Annotated in this window: 18 protein-coding genes; 16 read left to right on the forward strand and 2 right to left on the reverse strand. The window is 71.9% G+C overall.

Annotated elements, in window-relative coordinates; translation table 11 throughout:
• Positions 1 to 147: 147 nt before the first annotated feature.
• Positions 148 to 648 carry a transcriptional regulator BldD gene (gene bldD, locus ACZ49B_RS37700; RefSeq protein ID WP_007263032.1) on the reverse strand — a complete coding sequence of 167 codons (501 nt, stop codon included), beginning with the start codon at positions 646 to 648 and terminating at the stop codon, positions 148 to 150.
• 263 nt (positions 649 to 911) lie between these two features.
• Here bldD and pyrR point away from each other — a divergent pair, with 263 nt between their 5' ends.
• From pyrR to ACZ49B_RS37770, 14 genes are all read left to right on the forward strand, one after another.
• The gene (gene pyrR, locus ACZ49B_RS37705) at positions 912 to 1,508 is read left to right on the forward strand and encodes a bifunctional pyr operon transcriptional regulator/uracil phosphoribosyltransferase PyrR (RefSeq protein WP_468315433.1); all 597 of its coding nucleotides are present in this window, start codon (positions 912 to 914) and stop codon (positions 1,506 to 1,508) included.
• Positions 1,509 to 1,634: 126 nt separating this feature from the next.
• A complete protein-coding gene (locus ACZ49B_RS37710; protein WP_468315436.1) occupies positions 1,635 to 2,624 on the forward strand; it encodes an aspartate carbamoyltransferase catalytic subunit in 990 nt (329 codons plus the stop codon).
• 2 nt (positions 2,625 to 2,626) lie between these two features.
• Complete coding sequence (locus ACZ49B_RS37715) at positions 2,627 to 3,913, forward strand: dihydroorotase (RefSeq protein WP_468315438.1); 1,287 nt, start codon at positions 2,627 to 2,629, stop codon at positions 3,911 to 3,913.
• Positions 3,910 to 4,491, forward strand: a complete 582-nt coding sequence (locus ACZ49B_RS37720; protein WP_468315441.1) for a PH-like domain-containing protein — start codon at positions 3,910 to 3,912, stop codon at positions 4,489 to 4,491. The genes ACZ49B_RS37715 and ACZ49B_RS37720 overlap by 4 nt, the downstream gene beginning before the upstream one ends.
• A complete protein-coding gene (gene carA, locus ACZ49B_RS37725) occupies positions 4,488 to 5,636 on the forward strand; it encodes a glutamine-hydrolyzing carbamoyl-phosphate synthase small subunit (RefSeq protein WP_468315444.1) in 1,149 nt (382 codons plus the stop codon). Before ACZ49B_RS37720 ends, carA begins: the two co-directional genes overlap by 4 nt.
• Complete coding sequence (gene carB, locus ACZ49B_RS37730; protein WP_468315447.1) at positions 5,629 to 8,937, forward strand: carbamoyl-phosphate synthase large subunit; 3,309 nt, start codon at positions 5,629 to 5,631, stop codon at positions 8,935 to 8,937. The genes carA and carB overlap by 8 nt, the downstream gene beginning before the upstream one ends.
• A gap of 86 nt (positions 8,938 to 9,023) precedes the next feature.
• Positions 9,024 to 10,133, forward strand: a complete 1,110-nt coding sequence (locus ACZ49B_RS37735) for a quinone-dependent dihydroorotate dehydrogenase (protein WP_468315450.1) — start codon at positions 9,024 to 9,026, stop codon at positions 10,131 to 10,133.
• A complete protein-coding gene (pyrF, locus tag ACZ49B_RS37740; RefSeq protein WP_468315452.1) occupies positions 10,130 to 10,993 on the forward strand; it encodes an orotidine-5'-phosphate decarboxylase in 864 nt (287 codons plus the stop codon). The genes ACZ49B_RS37735 and pyrF overlap by 4 nt, the downstream gene beginning before the upstream one ends.
• A 301-nt stretch (positions 10,994 to 11,294) precedes the next feature.
• A complete protein-coding gene (locus tag ACZ49B_RS37745) occupies positions 11,295 to 11,618 on the forward strand; it encodes an integration host factor (protein WP_008740406.1) in 324 nt (107 codons plus the stop codon).
• A 61-nt stretch (positions 11,619 to 11,679) separates the two neighbouring features.
• Positions 11,680 to 12,243, forward strand: a complete 564-nt coding sequence (gmk, locus tag ACZ49B_RS37750) for a guanylate kinase (RefSeq protein WP_468315455.1) — start codon at positions 11,680 to 11,682, stop codon at positions 12,241 to 12,243.
• A 62-nt stretch (positions 12,244 to 12,305) separates the two neighbouring features.
• Positions 12,306 to 12,578 (forward strand): DNA-directed RNA polymerase subunit omega, encoded by a 273-nt coding sequence (gene rpoZ / locus ACZ49B_RS37755; RefSeq protein ID WP_004948662.1) that lies wholly within the window; start codon positions 12,306 to 12,308, stop codon positions 12,576 to 12,578.
• Between the two features lie 99 nt (positions 12,579 to 12,677).
• Positions 12,678 to 13,892: a bifunctional phosphopantothenoylcysteine decarboxylase/phosphopantothenate--cysteine ligase CoaBC gene (gene coaBC / locus ACZ49B_RS37760; RefSeq protein ID WP_468315457.1), complete on the forward strand. Its 1,215-nt coding sequence runs from the start codon at positions 12,678 to 12,680 to the stop codon at positions 13,890 to 13,892.
• Positions 13,893 to 14,087: 195 nt separating this feature from the next.
• Positions 14,088 to 15,296, forward strand: coding sequence for a methionine adenosyltransferase (metK, locus tag ACZ49B_RS37765; RefSeq protein ID WP_030294604.1), 1,209 nt, complete (start codon positions 14,088 to 14,090; stop codon positions 15,294 to 15,296).
• A gap of 239 nt (positions 15,297 to 15,535) precedes the next feature.
• Positions 15,536 to 17,656 (forward strand): primosomal protein N', encoded by a 2,121-nt coding sequence (locus ACZ49B_RS37770; protein WP_468315460.1) that lies wholly within the window; start codon positions 15,536 to 15,538, stop codon positions 17,654 to 17,656.
• A 155-nt stretch (positions 17,657 to 17,811) separates the two neighbouring features.
• On the opposite strand, the gene ACZ49B_RS37775 is transcribed toward ACZ49B_RS37770, so the two are convergent.
• Complete coding sequence (locus tag ACZ49B_RS37775) at positions 17,812 to 18,330, reverse strand: hypothetical protein (protein WP_468315463.1); 519 nt, start codon at positions 18,328 to 18,330, stop codon at positions 17,812 to 17,814.
• Between the two features lie 293 nt (positions 18,331 to 18,623).
• On the opposite strand from ACZ49B_RS37775, the gene fmt reads away from it, so the two are divergent.
• Both fmt and ACZ49B_RS37785 read left to right on the forward strand, forming a co-directional pair.
• A complete protein-coding gene (fmt, locus tag ACZ49B_RS37780; RefSeq protein WP_468315466.1) occupies positions 18,624 to 19,568 on the forward strand; it encodes a methionyl-tRNA formyltransferase in 945 nt (314 codons plus the stop codon).
• A 60-nt stretch (positions 19,569 to 19,628) separates the two neighbouring features.
• A complete protein-coding gene (locus tag ACZ49B_RS37785; RefSeq protein WP_468315468.1) occupies positions 19,629 to 21,089 on the forward strand; it encodes an RsmB/NOP family class I SAM-dependent RNA methyltransferase in 1,461 nt (486 codons plus the stop codon).
• The last annotated feature ends 304 nt before the right edge of the window (positions 21,090 to 21,393 follow it).

Genomic DNA, 21,393 nt, shown 5'->3' on the forward strand with positions numbered 1-21,393 from the left:
CCCTCCCCCCCCCCCCTCCCCTTCCCCCCCTCCTCCCTCCCCCCTCCCCCCCCCCCCCCCCCCCCCCCCCCCCCCCCCCCCCCCCCCCCCCCCCCCCCCCCCCCCCCCCCCCCCCGGTAACGTTTCTGCTGGTCCTGGGCGCAGGGACTAGATGTCCTCGTGCGCCACGGCGCGACGCGCATCCGCGTCGAGCACGCCCCAGCTGATCAGCTGCTCGGTCAGGACCGAGGGGGACTGGTCGTAGATGACGGCGAGGGTGCGCAGGTCGTCCTGACGGATCGACAGCACCTTGCCGTTGTAGTCCCCGCGCTGGCTCTGGATGGTCGCCGCGTACCGCTGCAGCGGACCGGCCTTCTCGGCGGGCACGCCCGCGAGGCGCTCCAGGTCGAGGCGCAGCTTCGGCGGCGGCTCGGCGGCCCCGCCCGGGGTCGTACCCGGCAGCAGCTCCTGCACCGGAACCCCGTAGAAGTCCGCCAGCTCGGCGAGGCGCTGGACGGTCACGGCGCGGTCCCCGCGCTCGTACGATCCGACCACCACGGCCTTCCACCGGCCCTGGGACTTCTCCTCGACACCGTGGAGGGAAAGGCCCTGTTGGGTGCGGATGGCGCGGAGCTTGGCCCCGAGCTGTTTGGCGTATTCGCTGGACATAACGCTCCCGGACGCTGTGACGCTGTGACGACATGGACGCTGACGACATGGACCACGTGCGGCTCCGCCGCGCGGCTGGTAACTCACTGTGAGGTTACGCAGCGTTACTTGGATGCGTCAAGCCGAATGCTGTCCGACGCCCACGTACGAGGGGGGCGCACAGGCCCGGTGCCGGCTCCCCGCCAGGGCCCTGGTAACGTGGAGGACGTACATCAGACGTCCTTTAAGGTCCGTCCCGTGAGGCGGAGAAGGAGGTCCTTTTCATGGACGCTCAGGCTGCTCAGAACGTCGATGCCCAGGGCATCGAGGCGATGCGCCCCGTGCTCGAGGCACAGGACATCGCGCGGGTACTGACCCGCATCGCCCACGAGATCGTCGAACGCGCCAAGGGCGCCGACGACGTGGTGCTCCTCGGCATTCCCACCCGCGGTGTGTACCTCGCCCGCCGGCTGGCCGCCAAGCTCGAAGAGATCACCGGCACGAAGATCCCGGTCGGATCCCTCGACATCACCATGTACCGCGACGACCTGCGGATGAAGCCCGCCCGCGCGATCGGCCGCACCGAGATCCCCGGCGACGACATCGACGGACGCCTCGTCGTCCTCGTCGACGACGTGCTCTTCTCCGGGCGCACCATCCGAGCCGCCCTCGACGCACTGGGCGACCTCGGCCGCCCCCGCGCCGTCCAGCTCGCCGTCCTCGTCGACCGCGGCCACCGCGAGCTGCCGATCCGCGCCGACTACGTCGGCAAGAACCTCCCCACGTCGCTGCGGGAGACCGTCAAGGTCCAGCTCCAGGAGGAGGACGGCCGAGACGCCGTGCTGCTCGGCCAGCGGACCGACCGGGCAGCCGGGCAGTAGCCCGTACGCGTGAGGGGCCCCGAAGGCGGGGGCCCGCGCGCGAGCCTGCCTGCCGGGCCGCACCCGTCCCGTCCGCCGCTCTGCCCTCGCCACCGCTCTGACCTCATCGACTTACGGAGCACCCTGATGAAGCGCCACCTCATCTCGGCCGCCGATCTCACGCGCGACGACGCCGTCCTCATCCTCGACACCGCCGAGGAGATGGCACGCGTCGCGGACCGGCCGATCAAGAAGCTGCCCACCCTGCGCGGCCTCACGGTCGTCAACCTCTTCTTCGAGGACTCGACCCGCACCCGGATCTCCTTCGAGGCGGCCGCCAAGCGGCTCTCCGCCGACGTCATCAACTTCTCCGCCAAGGGCTCCTCGGTCTCCAAGGGCGAGTCCCTGAAGGACACCGCGCTGACCCTCGAGGCCATGGGCGCCGACGCGGTCGTCATCCGCCACCACGCCTCCGGCGCCCCCTACCGGCTCGCGACCTCCGGCTGGATCGACTCCGCCGTCGTCAACGCCGGCGACGGCACCCACGAGCACCCCACCCAGGCCCTGCTGGACGCCTTCACCATGCGCCGCCGCCTGGTCGGCCGCGACGCCGGCCTCGGCAAGGACCTGAACGGCCGCCGCATCACCATCGTCGGCGACGTCCTGCACAGCCGGGTCGCCCGCTCCAACGTCCAGCTGCTCCACACGCTCGGCGCCGAGGTCACCGTGGTGGCCCCGCCCACCCTGGTCCCGATCGGCGTCGAGAGCTGGCCCTGCGAGGTCTCGTACAACCTCGACGAGGTGCTGCCGAAGTCCGACGCGGTGATGATGCTTCGTGTGCAGCGCGAACGCATGAACGCCGCCTTCTTCCCGACCGAGCGCGAGTACTCCCGCCGGTACGGGCTCGACGGCGACCGCATGGCGAAGATGCCCGAGCACGCCATCGTGATGCACCCCGGCCCGATGAACCGCGGCATGGAGATCACCGCCCAGGTCGCCGACTCCGACCGCTGCACGGCCGTCGAGCAGGTCGCCAACGGCGTCTCCACCCGGATGGCCGTCCTGTACCTGCTGCTCGGAGGCTCCGAGCCCGCCGTCACCACCACCAGCACGCCCCGTATCGAGGAGAGCAAGTAACCATGAGCAAGATCCTGATTCGTGGCGCGAAGGTACTCGGCGGCGAGGCGCAGGACGTCCTGATCGACGGCGAGACCATCGCCGAGGTCGGCCAGAACCTCTCCGCCGAAGGTGCGACCGTCGTCGAGGCCGAGGGCCAGGTCCTCCTCCCCGGCCTCGTCGACCTGCACACCCACCTGCGCGAGCCCGGTCGCGAGGACTCCGAGACCGTCCTGACCGGCACCCGCGCCGCCGCCTCCGGCGGCTACACCGCCGTCTTCGCCATGGCCAACACCTTCCCCGTCGCCGACACCGCCGGCGTCGTCGAGCAGGTCTGGCGCCTCGGCAAGGAGTCCGGCTACTGCGACGTGCAGCCCATCGGCGCCGTCACCGTCGGCCTCGAGGGCAAGCAGCTCTCCGAGCTGGGCGCCATGCACGAGTCGGCCGCCCGCGTCACCGTCTTCTCCGACGACGGCAAGTGCGTCGACGACGCCGTGATCATGCGCCGCGCCCTGGAGTACGTGAAGGCCTTCGGCGGCGTCGTCGCCCAGCACGCCCAGGAGCCCCGCCTGACCGAGGGCGCCCAGATGAACGAGGGCGTCGTCTCCGCCGAGCTGGGTCTGGGCGGTTGGCCGGCCGTCGCCGAGGAGTCGATCATCGCCCGCGACGTCCTCCTCGCCGAGCACGTCGGCTCCCGCGTGCACATCTGCCACCTCTCCACCGCCGGCTCCGTCGAGATCGTCCGCTGGGCCAAGTCCCGCGGCATCGACGTCACCGCCGAGGTCACCCCGCACCACCTGCTCCTCACCGACGAGCTGGTCCGCTCGTACAACGCGGTCTACAAGGTCAACCCGCCGCTGCGCACCGAGCGAGACGTGATGGCCCTGCGCGAGGCGCTCGCCGACGGCACGATCGACATCGTCGCCACCGACCACGCCCCGCACCCCCACGAGGACAAGGACTGCGAGTGGGCCGCCGCCGCCATGGGCATGGTGGGTCTGGAGACCGCGCTCTCCGTCGTCCAGCAGACGATGGTGGAGACCGGACTGCTCGACTGGGCCGGCGTCGCCGAGCGGATGTCCTTCGCCCCGGCGCGGATCGGCAGCCTCGACCACCACGGCCGCCCCGTCTCGGCAGGTGAACCCGCGAACCTGACGCTGGTCGATACCTCGTACCGTGGTGTCGTGGACCCCGCACACTTCGCCTCCCGCAGCCGCAACACGCCTTACGAGGGCCGTGAGCTGCCGGGGCGCGTCACTCACACCTTCCTGCGGGGCCGGGCAACGGTCGTGGACGGGAATCTGGCGTGACACCTGCAGTAATCCATCTGGCCGCCGAGGCCGCCGAACGACGGTCGGCGGAGGTGACGGACTGGGGCGCCCGCATCGCGTGGGTGATCGGTCTGCTCGTCTTCATCGCGTTCGTGTACTGGCTGATGCGGCAGGGCTGGAAATGGCGCGGCGCCCTGCAGAGCGATCTGCCGGAGCTGCCCGCCGCCCCCGGCGGTCTCCCCGAGCACCGGCTGGCCCTGACCGGCCGGTACCACGGGTCCACCACCGCCGGGCAGTGGCTCGACCGGATCGTCGCCCACGGCCTGGGCGTCCGCAGCCGGGTCGAGCTGACGCTCACCGACGCGGGCCTCGACGTGGTCCGTCCGGGTGCCACCGACTTCTTCGTACCGGCCGCGCAGCTGCGCGGCGCCCGCCTCGACAAGGGAATCGCGGGCAAGGTACTCACCGAGGGCGGTCTCCTCGTCGTCACCTGGGCGCACGGCGACAAGCTGATCGACTCCGGATTCCGCTCCGACCGCGCGGCCGAACACGCCGCCTGGGTCGAAGCACTCAATCTCATGAACCAATCCATCACGACGGAAGGCGCCGAACGATGACGACCTCCACCAGGGGAGCAGCCAAAGCTCCCGCCGTACTCGTCCTGGAGGACGGTCGGATGTTCCGCGGCCGCGCCTACGGCGCCGTGGGGGAGACCTTCGGCGAGGCCGTGTTCTCCACCGGCATGACCGGCTACCAGGAGACCCTCACCGACCCGTCGTACCACCGGCAGGTCGTCGTGATGACCGCCCCGCACGTGGGCAACACCGGTGTCAACGACGAGGACCCCGAGTCCTCCCGCATCTGGGTCGCCGGGTACGTCGTCCGCGACCCCGCCCGCGTCCCCTCCAACTGGCGCTCGCAGCGCTCGCTGGACGAGGAGCTGGTCAAGCAGGGCGTCGTCGGCATCTGCGGCATCGACACCCGCGCCCTGACCCGCCACCTGCGCGAGCGCGGCGCCATGCGCGTCGGCATCTTCTCGGGCGAGGCCTGGGCGCACGTCCGCGACGAGGCCCTGCTGGCGAAGGTCCAGGCGTCCCCGCAGATGAAGGGCGCGAACCTCTCCGCCGAGGTCGCCACCAAGGAGACGTACGTCGTCCCCGCCATCGGCGAGAAGCGCTTCACCGTCGCCGCCGTGGACCTCGGCATCAAGGGCATGACCCCGCACCGGATGGCCGAACGCGGCATCGAGGTGCACGTGCTGCCCGCCACCGCCACCGTCGAGGACGTGTACGCGGTCCGGCCGGACGGCGTGTTCTTCTCCAACGGCCCGGGCGACCCGGCCACCGCCGACGGCCCCGTCGCCGTCATGCAGGGCGTCCTGGAGCGCAAGACCCCGCTCTTCGGCATCTGCTTCGGCAACCAGATCCTGGGCCGCGCGCTCGGCTTCGGCACGTACAAGCTGAAGTACGGCCACCGCGGCATCAACCAGCCGGTGCAGGACCGCACCACCGGCAAGGTCGAGGTCACCGCGCACAACCACGGCTTCGCCGTCGACGCGCCGCTCGACAAGGTCTCCGAGACCCCCTACGGCCGCGCCGAGGTCTCCCACGTCTGCCTGAACGACCAGGTCGTCGAAGGCCTCCAGCTGCTCGACCAGCCGGCCTTCTCCGTCCAGTACCACCCCGAAGCGGCAGCCGGCCCACACGACGCCGCCTACCTCTTCGACCGTTTCGTCACCCTGATGGAGGCCGAGCGTGCCTAAGCGCACCGATATCCAGTCCGTCCTGGTCATCGGCTCCGGCCCGATCGTCATCGGCCAGGCCGCGGAGTTCGACTACTCCGGCACCCAGGCCTGCCGCATCCTCAAGGCCGAGGGCCTGCGGGTCATCCTGGTGAACTCCAACCCGGCGACGATCATGACCGACCCGGAGATCGCCGACGCCACGTACGTCGAGCCGATCACCCCCGAGTTCGTCGAGAAGATCATCGCCAAGGAGCGCCCCGACGCGCTGCTCCCCACCCTCGGCGGCCAGACCGCGCTCAACACCGCGATCTCCATGCACGAGCAGGGCGTACTGGAGAAGTACGGCGTCGAGCTCATCGGTGCCAACGTCGAGGCCATCAACAAGGGCGAGGACCGCGACCTCTTCAAGGGCGTCGTCGAGGCCGTGAAGGCCAAGATCGGCTACGGGGAGTCGGCCCGCTCGGTCATCTGCCACTCCATGGACGACGTCATCAAGGGCGTTGATACCCTCGGCGGCTACCCCGTCGTCGTCCGCCCCTCCTTCACCATGGGCGGCGCCGGCTCCGGCTTCGCCCACGACGAGGACGAGCTGCGCCGCATCGCAGGCCAGGGCCTCACGCTCTCCCCGACCACCGAGGTGCTCCTGGAGGAGTCCATCCTCGGCTGGAAGGAGTACGAGCTGGAGCTGATGCGCGACACCAAGGACAACGTGGTCGTCGTCTGCTCCATCGAGAACTTCGACCCGATGGGCGTCCACACGGGTGACTCCATCACCGTCGCCCCGGCGATGACGCTGACCGACCGCGAGTACCAGCGGCTGCGCGACATCGGCATCGCGATCATCCGCGAGGTCGGCGTCGACACCGGCGGCTGCAACATCCAGTTCGCGATCGACCCGGTCGACGGCCGCGTCATCGTCATCGAGATGAACCCGCGCGTCTCGCGCTCCTCGGCGCTCGCGTCGAAGGCCACCGGCTTCCCGATCGCCAAGATCGCCGCCAAGCTGGCCATCGGCTACACGCTCGACGAGGTCCCCAACGACATCACCGAGAAGACGCCGGCCTCCTTCGAGCCGTCCCTCGACTACGTCGTGGTCAAGGCCCCGCGCTTCGCCTTCGAGAAGTTCCCGCTGGCCGACGCCACCCTCACCACCACCATGAAGTCGGTGGGCGAGGCCATGGCCATCGGCCGCAACTTCACCGAGGCCCTCCAGAAGGCCCTGCGCTCCCTGGAGAAGAAGGGCTCGCAGTTCACCTTCGTCGGCGACCCCGGTGACAAGGCCGAGCTGCTGGCCACCGCGGTCCGCCCGACCGACGGCCGCATCAACACCGTCATGCAGGCCATCCGCGCCGGCGCCAGCCAGGAAGAGGTCTTCGAGTCCACGAAGATCGACCCCTGGTTCGTCGACCAGCTCTTCCTGATCAAGGAGATCGCGGACGAGCTCGCCGGCGCCGAGAAGCTCGAGCCCGAGCTCCTCGCCGAGGCCAAGCGGCACGGCTTCTCCGACGCCCAGATCGCCGAGATCCGCGGCCTTCGCGAGGACGTCGTGCGCGAGGTCCGCCACGCGCTGGGCGTCCGCCCGGTCTACAAGACGGTCGACACCTGCGCCGCCGAGTTCGCCGCGAAGACCCCGTACTTCTACTCCTCGTACGACGAGGAGTCCGAGGTCGCGCCCCGCACCAAGCCCGCGGTGATCATCCTGGGCTCCGGCCCGAACCGCATCGGCCAGGGCATCGAGTTCGACTACTCCTGCGTCCACGCCTCCTTCGCGCTCAGCGACGCCGGCTACGAGACCGTGATGGTCAACTGCAACCCGGAGACCGTCTCGACGGACTACGACACCTCCGACCGCCTGTACTTCGAGCCGCTGACGCTCGAGGACGTGCTGGAGATCGTCCACGCCGAGTCGCTCGCCGGCCCCATCGCCGGTGTCGTCGTCCAGCTCGGCGGCCAGACCCCCCTCGGTCTCGCCCAGGCCCTCAAGGACAACGGCGTCCCCGTCGTCGGCACCTCGCCCGAGGCCATCCACGCCGCAGAGGACCGCGGCGCCTTCGGCCAGGTCCTCGCCGAGGCCGGCCTGCCCGCCCCCAAGCACGGCACCGCGACCACCTTCGCAGGTGCGAAGGCCATCGCCGACGAGATCGGCTACCCGGTCCTCGTCCGCCCCTCGTACGTGCTCGGCGGCCGCGGCATGGAGATCGTCTACGACGAGGCCCGCCTCGAGTCGTACATCGCCGAGTCCACCGAGATCTCGCCGACCCGCCCCGTGCTGGTCGACCGCTTCCTGGACGACGCCATCGAGATCGACGTCGACGCCCTCTACGACGGCACCGAGCTCTACCTCGGCGGCGTCATGGAGCACATCGAGGAAGCCGGCATCCACTCCGGCGACTCCGCCTGCGCCCTGCCCCCGATCACCCTCGGCGGCTTCGACATCAAGCGGCTGCGCGCCTCCACCGAGGCCATCGCCAAGGGCGTCGGCGTCCGCGGCCTGATCAACATCCAGTTCGCGATGGCGGGTGACATCCTCTACGTCCTGGAGGCCAACCCGCGCGCCTCCCGCACCGTCCCCTTCACCTCGAAGGCGACCGCGGTCCCGCTCGCGAAGGCCGCCGCCCGCATCTCGCTCGGCACCACCATCGCCGAGCTGCGCGAAGAGGGCATGCTCCCGAAGACCGGCGACGGCGGCACCCTGCCGCTCGACGCGCCGATCTCCGTCAAGGAGGCCGTCATGCCGTGGTCGCGCTTCCGCGACATCCACGGCCGCGGCGTCGACACGGTGCTCGGCCCGGAGATGCGCTCCACCGGCGAGGTCATGGGCATCGACTCCGTCTTCGGCACGGCGTACGCCAAGTCGCAGGCCGGCGCCTACGGCCCGCTGCCCACCAAGGGCCGCGCGTTCATCTCCGTCGCCAACCGCGACAAGCGCTCGATGATCTTCCCGGCGCGCGAGCTGGTCGCCCACGGCTTCGAGCTCATGGCCACCTCCGGCACCGCCGAGGTGCTGCGCCGCAACGGCATCAACGCCACCGTGGTGCGCAAGCTCAGCGAGGGCGAGGGCCCGAACGGCGAGAAGACCATCGTCCAGCTGATCCACGACGGTCAGGTCGACCTGATCGTCAACACCCCGTACGGCACCGGCGGCCGCCTCGACGGCTACGAGATCCGCACGGCGGCCGTGGCGCGCAGCGTCCCGTGCCTGACCACGGTCCAGGCGCTCGCCGCGGCCGTCCAGGGCATCGACGCGCTCAACCACGGGGGCGTGGGCGTCCGCTCGCTCCAGGAACACGCGGAGCACCTGACCGCCGCCCGCGACTAGCAGCCCGTACAGGGGAGGGGGACACCGGATTCGCGCGAGCGACGGGTGTCCCCCTCTTCATGAGCGCACGAGGGGATCTTCTCCACATGTACAAACTCTTCTTCGACCTCGTCTTCAAGCGGATGGACCCGGAGCAGGCCCACTACCTGGCCTTCCGCTGGATCCGGCTGGCGGCCCGCACCCCGGTGCTGCGCACCTTCGTGGCGGCGGCCCTGGCCCCCCGCCACAAGGAGCTGCGCACCGAGGCGCTCGGGCTGCGCATGCACGGCCCCTTCGGCCTCGCGGCGGGCTTCGACAAGAACGCCGTCGCCATCGACGGCATGTCCATGCTCGGCTTCGACCACATCGAGATCGGCACGGTCACGGCGCAGGCGCAGCCGGGCAACCCCAAGAAGCGGCTGTTCCGGCTCGTGCCGGACCGCGCGCTGATCAACCGGATGGGCTTCAACAACGAGGGCTCCGCGGCCGTGGCGGCCCGTCTGGCGGCCCGCGTACCCGTTTTCAACACGGTCGTGGGCGTCAACATCGGCAAGACCAAGGTCGTGCCGGAAGAGGAGGCGGTGGCGGACTACGTCGCCTCCACCGAGCGCCTGGCCCGCCACGCGGACTACCTCGTCGTGAACGTCTCCTCGCCGAACACCCCTGGCCTGCGCAACCTCCAGGCCACCGAGTCCCTCCGGCCGCTGCTGACGGCCGTACGCGAGGCCGCGGACCGCACCGTGACCGACCGCCGGGTCCCGCTCCTGGTGAAGATCGCGCCGGACCTCGCCGACGAGGACGTGGACGCGGTCGCGGACCTGGCCCTGGAGCTGGGCCTGGACGGCATCATCGCGACGAACACCACCATCGCGCGGGAGGGGCTGGGCCTGAAGTCCGCCCCGTCCCTCGTGAAGGAGACCGGAGGCCTGTCCGGCGCCCCGGTCAAGGAGCGCTCCCTGGAGGTCCTGCGCCGCCTGTACGCCCGTGTGGGCGACCGCCTGGTGCTGGTGGGCGTCGGGGGCATCGAGAACGCCGAGGACGCCTGGCAGCGGATCCTGGCCGGCGCGACCCTGATCCAGGGGTACAGCGCGTTCATCTACGAGGGCCCGTTCTACGCCCGCGCCGTCCACAAGGGCCTGGCCGCACGCCTGGCCGTCAGCCCGTACGCGACCCTCGCCGAGGCCGTCGGCGCCGAAACCCGAAAGGCCGCCCAGTGACCGAGACCCCCGTGAACGAGAGCGCCGTCACCCCCTTCGGCGCCCGCCTGCGCGCGGCGATGGACTCCCGCGGCCCGCTGTGCGTGGGCATCGACCCGCACGCGGCCCTCCTGTCGTCGTGGGGCCTGAACGACGACATCGCGGGCCTGGAGAAGTTCTCCCGCACGGTCGTCGAGGCGCTGGCCGACTCGGTGGCCGTCTTCAAGCCGCAGGCGGCCTTCTTCGAGCGCTTCGGCTCGAAGGGCATCGCTGTGCTGGAGCAGACCGTGGCCGACGCGCGGGCCGCGGGCACGCTGGTCGTGATGGACGCGAAGCGCGGGGACATCGGCTCGACGATGGCCGCGTACGCGCAGACGTTCCTCTCGCCCTCCTCGCCGCTCTTCTCCGACGCCCTCACGGTGTCCCCGTACCTGGGCTACGGCTCGCTGCTGCCGGCGGTGGAACTCGCCCGCAGCTCGGGCGCGGGTCTCTTCGTCCTCGCGCTCACCTCGAACCCGGAGGGAGCGGAGGTCCAGCGCGCGGTGCGCGAGGACGGCCGCACGATCGGCGCGACGATGCTGGGGCACCTCGCGGCGGAGAACGCGGGAGCGGAGCCCATGGGCTCCTTCGGAGCGGTGGTCGGCGCCACACTGGGCGACCTGTCGTCCTTCGACCTGGACATCAACGGGCCGCTGCTGGCCCCCGGCATCGGTGCGCAGGGGGCGACCGCGGCCGATCTGCCCGCGGTCTTCGGTGCGGCGGTCCGCAACGTGGTCCCGAACGTGTCGCGGGGCGTCCTGAAGCACGGTCCGGACGCCGCGGCCCTGCGCGCCTCGGCCACCCGGTTCGCGGACGAAATCCGCGAGGCGGTCTCCGTCTGAGGCCGTTCGGGAGTGCCTCCGGGCGGTCCGGGCGCACCGCACGTCGTACGGCCTGACGAAATTCGAACGTCTTTCACCGGACAAAACCGGGGTGGTTTGTCTGTGATGTACGGTTCAGTGGAGGCTGACCAGGACTTTTCGTCCGTTCTCGCTGACTGGAGCGGCCTTGGCCGCTAGTCTCCGAGCAGAGTGAACGAGCAGCGAACGAGTTCCATCGCTGTTCGGGCATTCGCCTGGTGTGGCGCCCTAGGGTTCCCCACCGGTCCGTATCCGACAGTTCGACATCCGAGGTGACGTAGGCGTGGCTCTTCCGCCCCTTACCCCTGAACAGCGCGCAGCCGCGCTCGAAAAGGCCGCCGCGGCTCGCCGGGAGCGGGCCGAGGTGAAGAATCGACTCAAGCACTCCGGCGCCTCGCTCCAAGAGGTCATCAAGACGGGCCAGGAGAACGACGTCATCGGCAAGATGAAGGTCTCCGCCCTGCTGGAGTCCCTGCCTGGCGTGGGCAAGGTCCGCGCCAAGCAGATCATGGAGCGCCTCGGCATCTCCGAGTCCCGGCGTGTCCGAGGTCTCGGTTCCAACCAGATCGCGTCTCTGGAGCGTGAGTTCGGCACTCCTGCCGGCTGACGCGTTGCCTGAAGTGCTCCCGGCGTTCTCAGGCAGTCCCGAGAACCTGGATAATCGCTTTATGGCAGCAGAGGTTCGTCCGCGGCTGACCGTGCTCTCCGGCCCTTCGGGGGTCGGCAAGAGCACGGTCGTCGCGCATATGCGCAAGGTCCACCCCGAGGTATGGCTCTCGGTGTCGGCCACCACCCGCAAGCCGCGGCCCGGTGAGCGACACGGAGTCCACTACTTCTTCGTCAACGACGACGAGTTCGACAAGCTGATCGCCAACGGCGAGCTGCTGGAGTGGGCCGAGTTCGCGGGCAACCGCTACGGCACACCGCGCGGCGCGGTGGTGGAGCGACTCGAGAACGGCGAGCCCGTTCTCCTGGAGATCGACCTCCAGGGCGCGCGACTCGTCCGCGAGTCCATGCCCGAAGCACAACTCGTCTTCCTGGCGCCGCCGAGCTGGGACGAGCTGGTCCGCCGGCTCACCGGCCGCGGCACCGAATCGCCCGAGGTCATCCAGCGCAGGCTGGGGACCGCCAAGGTCGAGCTCGCTGCCGAGTCCGAGTTCGACACCACCCTGGTGAACACCTCCGTCGAGGACGTGGCGCGTGAGCTGCTAGCCTTGATGGAAGTTGTTTGATCGTTGATCGATGTTCCCATCGATCGATGCTTGATCTTTCACCCATCTTCGGAAGGTAGAGCGTGTCCTCTTCCATCACTGCGCCCGAGGGCATCATCAACCCGCCGATCGACGAGCTGCTCGAGGCCACGGACTCGAAGTACAGCCTCGTGATCTACGCGGCCAAGCGCGCGCGTCAGATCAACGCGTACTACTCGCAGCTCGGTGAGGGCCTGCTCGAGTACGTCGGCCCGCTGGTGGACACCCACGTCCACGAGAAGCCGCTTTCGATCGCGCTGCGCGAGATCAACGCGGGTCTGCTGACCTCCGAGGCCATCGAGGCCCCGGCTCAGTAAGGCACCGAGCATTCCTTTCACCACAGGCCCGGCAGAACATCTGCCGGGCCTGTGGTGTGTCATAGACAGGTACGACGATCAGCCGAAGGGGCGTGTGTGGTGGGTAAGCCGAAGGTCGTGCTCGGAGTCAGCGGCGGGATCGCCGCGTACAAGGCGTGCGAGCTGCTGCGCCGGCTGACCGAGTCCGGACACGACGTACGGGTGGTGCCCACGGCGGCATCCCTGAACTTCGTGGGCGAGGCCACCTGGGCCGCGCTGTCCGGCAACCCGGCCGGGACCGAGGTCTGGGAGACCGTCCACGAGGTCCCGCACGTCCGCATCGGGCAGAGCGCCGACCTCGTCGTCGTCGCCCCGGCCACCGCGGACATGCTCGCCAAGGCCGCCCACGGCCTCGCCGACGACCTCCTCACGAACACGCTGCTCACCGCGCGCTGCCCGGTGGTGTTCGCCCCCGCCATGCACACCGAGATGTGGGAGCACCCCGCCACCCAGGAGAACGTGGCCACGCTGCGCCGCCGCGGCGCCCTCGTCATCGAGCCCGCCGTCGGCCGGCTCACCGGCAAGGACACCGGCAAGGGGCGGCTGCCCGACCCCGAGGAGATCTACGAGGTGTGTCGAAGGGTCCTGGCGCGCGGCGTGGCCGAGCCCGACCTGGCCGGCCGGCACGTGGTGATCAGTGCGGGCGGCACGAGGGAACCCCTCGACCCGGTTCGCTTCCTCGGCAACCGTTCCTCGGGCAAGCAGGGCTACGCGCTGGCCCGCACGGCCGTCGCCCGCGGGGCCCGGGTCACCCTCGTGGCGGCCAACACCGCGCTGGCCGACCCGGCCGGGGTGGACGTCGTACGGGTCGGGACGGCCGTGCAGCTGCGCGAGGCGGTCCTCAAGGCCGCGGCGGACGCCGACGCCGTGGTGATGGCCGCGGCCGTGGCCGACTTCCGGCCGGCCGCGTACGCGGACGGGAAGATCAAGAAGAAGGACGGGCAGGATCCGGCGCCGGTGGCGCTCGTCCGCAACCCCGACGTCCTCGCGGAGATCTCGGCCGACCGGGCCCGGGAGGGCCAGGTCGTGGTGGGTTTCGCCGCCGAAACTGACGATGTACTGGCGAACGGCCGGGCCAAATTGCTCCGCAAGAGGTGTGATCTTCTCGTCGTGAACGAGGTGGGTGCATCCAAGACCTTCGGTTCCGAGGAGAACGAGGCCGTGATCCTTTCCTCCGATGGGGCCGAGACCCCAGTTCCCTACGGTCCGAAGGAAGCGCTGGCCGAAGTGATTTGGGACCAGGTCGCTCCGCGACTCGCGCCCCGACGCGCCTGAGCGACGACTCTTCTCGTAGCCGATTCCATGAGCCAGAATGGAGTGCCGCAGGTCACATGGCTCCCATAGGGCGAGACAGGTGGTCCGGCAAACGGTGGCGACCGATAAACTGCATGAGGAACGTGATCGGGCGCAGCCCCCGGTGTGGTTCCGCCAAATGATCAGCCAGCAGCCGCTGCAACCCCAGGGAGCGTTGTGTCCCGTCGCCTGTTCACCTCGGAGTCCGTCACCGAGGGTCACCCCGACAAGATCGCTGACCAGATCAGCGACACGATCCTCGACGCACTTCTCACCGAGGACCCGACCTCGCGTGTGGCCGTGGAGACCCTCATCACCACCGGTCTCGTCCACATCGCCGGTGAGGTGACGACGAAGGCGTACGCGCCGATCGCGCAGCTCGTCCGCGACAAGATCCTCGAGATCGGCTACGACTCGTCGAAGAAGGGCTTCGACGGCGCCTCCTGCGGCGTCTCGGTGTCCATCGGCGCGCAGTCCCCGGACATCGCGCAGGGTGTCGACACCGCGTACGAGAAGCGTGTCGAGGGCGACGAGGACGAGCTCGACAAGCAGGGCGCCGGCGACCAGGGCCTGATGTTCGGCTACGCGTGCGACGAGACCCCCGAGCTCATGCCGCTCCCGATCCACATCGCGCACCGGCTCTCGCGCCGCCTGTCCGAGGTCCGCAAGAACGGGACCATCCCGTACCTGCGCCCCGACGGCAAGACCCAGGTCACCATCGAGTACGACGGCGACAAGGCCGTCCGCCTCGACACCGTCGTCGTGTCCTCGCAGCACGCCTCGGACATCGACCTGGACTCGCTGCTCGCCCCGGACATCCGCGAGTTCGTCGTCGAGCACGTCCTGGCCCAGCTCATCGAGGACGGCATCAAGCTCGACACCGACGGCTACCGCCTGCTGGTCAACCCGACCGGCCGCTTCGAGATCGGCGGCCCGATGGGCGACGCCGGCCTGACCGGCCGCAAGATCATCATCGACACGTACGGCGGCATGGCCCGCCACGGCGGCGGCGCCTTCTCGGGCAAGGACCCGTCCAAGGTCGACCGCTCCGCCGCGTACGCGATGCGCTGGGTCGCCAAGAACGTGGTCGCCGCCGGCCTCGCCTCGCGCTGCGAGGTCCAGGTCGCGTACGCCATCGGCAAGGCCGAGCCGGTGGGCCTGTTCGTCGAGACCTTCGGCACCGCCAAGGTCGAGGTCCAGAAGATCGAGGACGCGATCGGGCAGGTCTTCGACCTCCGCCCCGCCGCGATCATCCGCGACCTGGACCTGCTGCGCCCGATCTACGCCCAGACCGCCGCGTACGGCCACTTCGGCCGCGAGCTGCCGGACTTCACCTGGGAGCGCACCGACCGCGTCGACGCCCTGCGCACGGCCGCCGGTCTCTGAGCACACCCCGCCGCACGGCGGACCCGTACGGCCCCGGACCCCGCTGGTCCGGGGCCGTATTTGCGTTGATCGTCCGGCGCTCCGGTGCCTATGCTGCCCGTGCCCTCCCGGTGCGCGGGGTGACGGCTTCATCTGGAGCCGGGCGCGAGCCCGGCGTTGAAGGACGGTTCCACCCGCCGCCGCCCGCCCTGATCTCGGGAGGGCGCCCACTGTCGGTGGCGTTTGGTAAGAATGCTGCTGTGAGCAGGGACAACGGCGAGAGCGAAACCGAGGCGGGCGGCCCGCCGGAGCAGCTCGCGCTGATGCGGGAGATGGTGGCCGAGGCGAAGGCCAAGGCCCCCAAGGCCAAGCCGCGCACCTGGCGGGGCGCCGCCCTCGCCAAGGAGCTGCCGGTCGCCCGGATCCTCGTCAACAAGGGCGTGCTCCACCTCGACCAGCTCTGGGACTACGCCGTCCCCGAGGAGCTCTCCGAGGCGGCTCAGCCCGGAGTCCGCGTCCGGGTCCGCTTCGGGGCCGGCTCCCACCAGGTCCACGGCGGCCGCCGCGAGGGCGGCGGCCTCATCGACGGGTTCATCGTCGAGCGCCGCGCCGAATCGGACTACAACGGGGCGCTGGCCGCCCTCGCCCACGTCGTCTCGCCCGAGGTCGTGCTCACCCCGGGCATGCTGGCCCTCGCCCGGGCCGTCGCCGACCGGTACGCCGGCAGCCTGGCCGACGTACTCCAGCTCGCCCTGCCCCCGCGCAACGCCCGCGCCGAGGCCAAGCCCTCACCCGAGCCGCTGCCTCCGCCCACCGCACCCGAACCGGGCGGCTGGGCGCGCTACGGCTCCGGCCCCGCCTTCCTGCGGGCTCTCGCCACCGGCGGCGCCCCGCGCGCCGTCTGGACCGCCCTGCCCGGCCCCGGCTGGGCCGACGAGCTGGCCCGGGCCATGGCCGCCACCCTCGCCTCCGGCCGCGGCGCCCTCGCCGTCCTGCCCGACGGGCGCACCGCGGCCCGGGTCGACGCGGCGCTGACCGCCCTGCTCGGCGAGGGCCGGCACGCGCTGCTGACCGCCGAATCGGGCCCCGAGAAGCGCTACCGCCAGTGGCTCGCCGTGCACCGCGGCTCCGTACGGGCCGTCATCGGCACCCGGGCCGCGATGTTCGCGCCCGTACGGGACCTCGGGCTGGTCGCCGTCTGGGACGACGGCGACTCCAGCCACAGCGACGACCACGCACCGTTCCCGCACGTACGGGAGGTGCTCGAGCTGCGGGCCGTCGGCGACGGCTGCGGATTCCTCGCCGGGAGCACGAGCTGCACCGTGGAGGCCGCCCAGCTGGTCGAGACGGGCTGGGCGCGGCCGCTCGTCGCCGACCGGGAGACGGTACGGGCCTGCGCGCCCCGGATCCGGACCGTGGGCGACGAACTTCTGGCCCGCGACGAGGCGGCCCGCGCCGCCCGGCTGCCGAGCCTGGCCTGGGAGACCGTACGGGAGGGGCTGAAGTCCGGGCCCGTGCTCGTCCAGGTGCCCCGGCGCGGCTACGCGCCGAGACTGGCCTGCGAGCGGTGCCGGACCCCCGCCCGCTGCACGGTGTGCGCAGGGCCGCTGGAGGCCCCCGACGCGCGGGACCTGCACTGCGGCTGGTGCGGACGGCAGGAGAGCGCCTGGCACTGCGAGGAGTGCGGGTCGTTCCGGCTGCGCGCCCAGGTGGTCGGCGCCCGGCGGACGGCCGAGGAGCTCGGACGGGCCTTCCCGGCCGTGCCCGTGCGCACGTCCGGCCGCGACCACGTCCTGGACGAGGTGCCCGACCGGCCCGCGCTGGTGGTGTGCACCCCCGGCGCCGAGCCGGTCGCGACGGGCGCCGGGTACGCGGCGGCGCTGCTGCTGGACGGTTGGGCGATGCTGACCCGGCCCGACCTGCGGGCCGGGGAGGACGCGCTGCGCCGGTGGATCGCCGCCGCCTCGCTCGTCCGGGGAGAGGGCCAGGTCGTGGTGGTCGCCGAGCCGACGCTGCGACCCGTCCAGGCCCTCGTGCGGTGGGATCCGGTGGGCCATGCCGTACGGGAGCTCGCGGAGCGGGCCCAGCTCGGCTTCCCGCCGGTGTCCCGGATGGCGGCCGTCGCCGGCCGGGGGGAGGCGGTGGAGGCGTTCCTGGCCGGGGCCGGGCTGCCGCCGGACGCGGAGGTGCTGGGCCCGGTCCCGGTGCCGGGCCGGCGCGGGGAGCCGTCGCCGGGCGACCGGGCCCTGGTCCGCGTCCCGCCCGGCAGCGGGGCCGCGCTGGCGGCTGCCCTGAAGTCGGCCCAGGCGGCCCGGCTGGCGCGCGGGGTCCCGGCGGCGGAGGCGGTCCGGGTCCGGATCGACCCGCCGGACATCGGCTGAGCCCTGGATGCAGCCGAATGCCCCCGGCGGGGACGACCGTGGGGGTCGTCCCCGCCGGGGGCGGGATGCGGGTACGGCTTCGGGCCGGCCGGCCGTCGGAGGTCGGCGTCCCGGCGGCCGGCGGAGTTCAGCCGTGGCGGTTCGGCCCTGCCGGGTCAGCCGTTGCGGGGCCCCGGGAAGGCCCCGGTGCGGGCCGCGGCCGCGGGCTGGGACTCCTCGCGCACCGGCTGCGGCGGGACCGAGCGGGCCGCCGGGACCGTGGGCAGCGGCCCCAGGGTCCGGGTGGTCGAGCCCTCGGCCAGCGGCTCCGCGGACTCCGCGGCCTGGGCCCGCCGGGCCCCGTACCGCCGGTGCACGGCCTGCTTGGTGACGCCGAGCGCGGAACCCACCGCGTCCCACGAGAAGCCGAGCGAGCGGTCGAAGTCCACCGCTGCGGTCACCAGCGTCTCGACGCTGTCCCGCAGCTCCTGCGCGAGACGGACGGTGGGCGCAGGGGCCCGGCCATAGACGACGAAGCCCGTGGAGGGACCGGAGCGGCGCGGGCGGTACACGTTGCCGAGCTGGGCGGTGAGCGTACGCAGAGCATCCACCTGCCGGCGAACCCGCTCGATGTCCCGCACCAGGAGATGCAGGCTGGCCCGTGCTTGGGCGTCGTGGGTGGCGTGGTCGGCCATGAAGAAGCCTCTCGAACCGGTGCTGAAGAGCGGATCGGGCCGCAGACACCGTTCTCATCGCGGCCCGGTTTCGGTCAATCTCTCTTGACCAACGCGTCATACGGCACGGAAGTCACGCACCAGGGGCGTGTCGGCATATGCGAGAGGCGCGCGTGTGTGCCCACGCCCCCTGACGAGGCGTCCGGGCCCTGGACGGGCCCCGGGGCACCTGCCGACCGGGCCCGGCATCCCCAACGGCGCCGGGAACATAGACTGGTGCGCTGCTGACAGCCGAGATAGCGAGGTAGGACCCAGTGAAGCTCGTCTTCGCAGGCACCCCCGAGGTCGCCGTGCCCGCCCTGGACGCCCTGATCGCCTCCGGGCGCCACGAGGTCGCCGCCGTCGTCACCCGGCCCGACGCACCCGCCGGCCGCGGCCGCCGGCTCATCGCCAGCCCGGTCGCCGAGCGCGCCGAGGAGGCCGGCATCGAGGTCCTCAAGCCGGTCCGGCCCCGGGACCCGGAATTCCAGGCCCGGCTGCGCGAGATCGACCCGGACTGCTGCCCCGTCGTCGCGTACGGCGCGCTGATCCCCAAGAGCGCCCTGGAGATCCCCCGCCACGGCTGGGTCAACCTGCACTTCTCGCTGCTGCCCGCGTGGCGCGGAGCCGCTCCCGTCCAGCACTCGATCATGGCGGGCGACCAGGTCACCGGCGCCTCCACCTTCCTCATCGAGGAGGGCCTGGACACCGGACCCGTCTACGGGCACCTGACCGAGGAGATCCGGCCCACCGACACCAGCGGCGACCTGCTGACCCGCCTCGCGTTCGCCGGCTCCGGCCTGCTGGCCGCCACGATGGACGGCATCGAGGACGGCACGCTTCGCGCCGTCGGGCAGCCCACCGACGGGATCTCGCTCGCCCCCAAGATCACCGTCGAGGACGCCCGGATCGACTGGAAGGCCCCGGCGATGCGCGCGGACCGCGTGGTGCGCGGCTGCACGCCCGCGCCCGGCGCGTGGACCGTCTTCCGCGGGGAGCGGCTCAAGCTGATCTCCGTCGGCCTGGTCGCCGACCGTACGGACCTGGCGCCCGGCGAGCTCGCCCCGGCCAAGAACAACGTGTACGTCGGCACCGGCTCGCACGCCGTCGAGCTGCTCTGGGTGCAGCCCCAGGGCAAGAAGCCGATGCGCGGCGCCGACTGGGCGCGCGGCGCGCGGATCGCTCCCGGTGAGCGCGTCGGCGCCGCGGACGTAGGCTGATCCGTACCCGAACATTTCAGCTGCACCTCGTACACCCCGTAAACCCGGAGCACCTTTCACGTGAGCGAACAGTCCCGTCCCCCGCGCAGCGCCGCTGGCCAGCGGCAGGCCAAGCCGTACCGCCGCCCCAAGAAGGACCCCGTCCGGCTGCTGGCCTTCGAGGCGCTGCGGGCGGTGGACGAGCGCGACGCGTACGCGAACCTCGTCCTGCCCCCGCTGCTGCGCAAGGCCCGCCAGACGGAGGGCTTCGAGGCCCGGGACGCGGCGCTGGCCACCGAGCTGGTGTACGGGACGCTGCGCCGACAGGGCACGTACGACGCGGTCATCAAGGCCTGCATCGACCGGCCGCTGCGGGAGGTGGACCCGCCGGTGCTGGACGTGCTCTCGCTCGGCGCCCACCAGCTGCTGGGAACCCGGATCCCCACGCACGCGGCGGTGTCGGCGAGCGTGGAGCTGGCCCGGGTGGTGCTCGGGGACGGGCGCGCCAAGTTCGTGAACGCGGTGCTGCGCAAGATCTCCGCGCACGACCTGGACGGCTGGCTCGAGCGGGTGGCCCCGCCGTACGAGGAGGACGCCGAGGAGCACCTCGCGGTGTACCACTCGCACCCGAGGTGGGTCGTCAGCGCCCTGTGGGACGCGCTCGGCGGAGGCCGGGCCGGCATCGAGGACCTGCTCGAAGCCGACAACGAGCGGCCCGAGGTCACGCTGGTGGCGCGGCCCGGGCGGTCCACGCCCGAGGAACTGCTGGAGGCGGTCGGCGAGGACTCGGCGCTGCCGGGGCGCTGGTCGCCGTACGCCGTCCGGATGGCCGAGGGCGGCGAGCCCGGGGCACTGGAGGCGGTCCGCGAGGGCCGCGCCGGCGTCCAGGACGAGGGCAGCCAGCTGGTGGCGATGGCCCTCGCGGCCGCGCCGGTCGAAGGCAGCGACGAGCGCTGGCTGGACGGCTGCGCGGGCCCCGGCGGCAAGGCGGCCCTGCTGGCGGCCCTGGCTGCGCAGCGCGGAGCGTTCCTGCTGGCCTCCGAGAAGCAGCCGCACCGGGCCCGGCTCGTGGAGCGCGCCCTGGCCGGCAACCCCGGCCCGTACCAGGTCATCGCGGCGGACGGCACCCGGCCGCCGTGGCGGCCGGGCTCCTTCGACCGGGTCCTGATGGACGTCCCGTGCTCCGGCCTGGGCGCGCTGCGCCGCCGCCCGGAGGCGCGGTGGCGCCGCCGGCCCGAGGACCTGGAGGGATTCGCCCCGCTGCAGCGCGGGCTGCTGCGGGAGGCGCTGTCCGCCGTCCGGGTGGGCGGCGTCGTGGGCTACGCGACGTGCTCCCCGCACCTCGCCGAGACCCGGGTGGTCGTGGACGACGTCCTGCGCGGCCGCGGCGCGGGCGCCTCGCCGGTGGATGCCGAACTGATCGACGCCAGGCCGTACATGGCCGGTGTCCCGGCCCTGGGCGACGGCCCGGACGTCCAGCTGTGGCCGCACCTGCACGGTACGGACGCGATGTACCTGGCACTGATCCGGCGCACGGGGTAACGGCGCGGGCCGTCTCTCGGGGACGACGGACGGGAGTCACGCACCCGGCGCGGGCCCAGGCATCGGGGGCGGGGGGTTGGCGGGGTCTGTGTACTCGGGGTCGGAGGGCTCGGGCGGGGGGTTGGGGGCGGGGTCTGTGTACTCGGGGTCGGAAGGCTCGGGCGGGGGGTTGGGGGCGGGGTCTGTGTACTCGGGGTCGGAGGGCTCGGGCGGAACGCCGGGGTCGGGGTCTGTGTGAGCGGTGTCGGAGGGTGTCCGGGGGCGTCCCGTCAGTCCACTGTCCTTCCGTGTCGTGCCGGTCCCT

This window comes from Streptomyces sp. NPDC031132 (assembly GCF_055570595.1).

What these genes read in the sequence shown, in the direction of transcription:
- pyrR (WP_468315433.1), top strand. Translation starts at nt 912, where the DNA reads ATGGACGCTCAGGCTGCTCAGAACGTCGATGCCCAGGGCATCGAGGCG.
- carA (WP_468315444.1), top strand. Translation starts at nt 4,488, where the DNA reads ATGACGACCTCCACCAGGGGAGCAGCCAAAGCTCCCGCCGTACTCGTC.
- bldD (WP_007263032.1), bottom strand. Translation starts at nt 648, where the DNA reads ATGTCCAGCGAATACGCCAAACAGCTCGGGGCCAAGCTCCGCGCCATC.
- gmk (WP_468315455.1), top strand. Translation starts at nt 11,680, where the DNA reads ATGGCAGCAGAGGTTCGTCCGCGGCTGACCGTGCTCTCCGGCCCTTCG.
- ACZ49B_RS37715 (WP_468315438.1), top strand. Translation starts at nt 2,627, where the DNA reads ATGAGCAAGATCCTGATTCGTGGCGCGAAGGTACTCGGCGGCGAGGCG.
- ACZ49B_RS37710 (WP_468315436.1), top strand. Translation starts at nt 1,635, where the DNA reads ATGAAGCGCCACCTCATCTCGGCCGCCGATCTCACGCGCGACGACGCC.
- ACZ49B_RS37775 (WP_468315463.1), bottom strand. Translation starts at nt 18,330, where the DNA reads ATGGCCGACCACGCCACCCACGACGCCCAAGCACGGGCCAGCCTGCAT.
- ACZ49B_RS37735 (WP_468315450.1), top strand. Translation starts at nt 9,024, where the DNA reads ATGTACAAACTCTTCTTCGACCTCGTCTTCAAGCGGATGGACCCGGAG.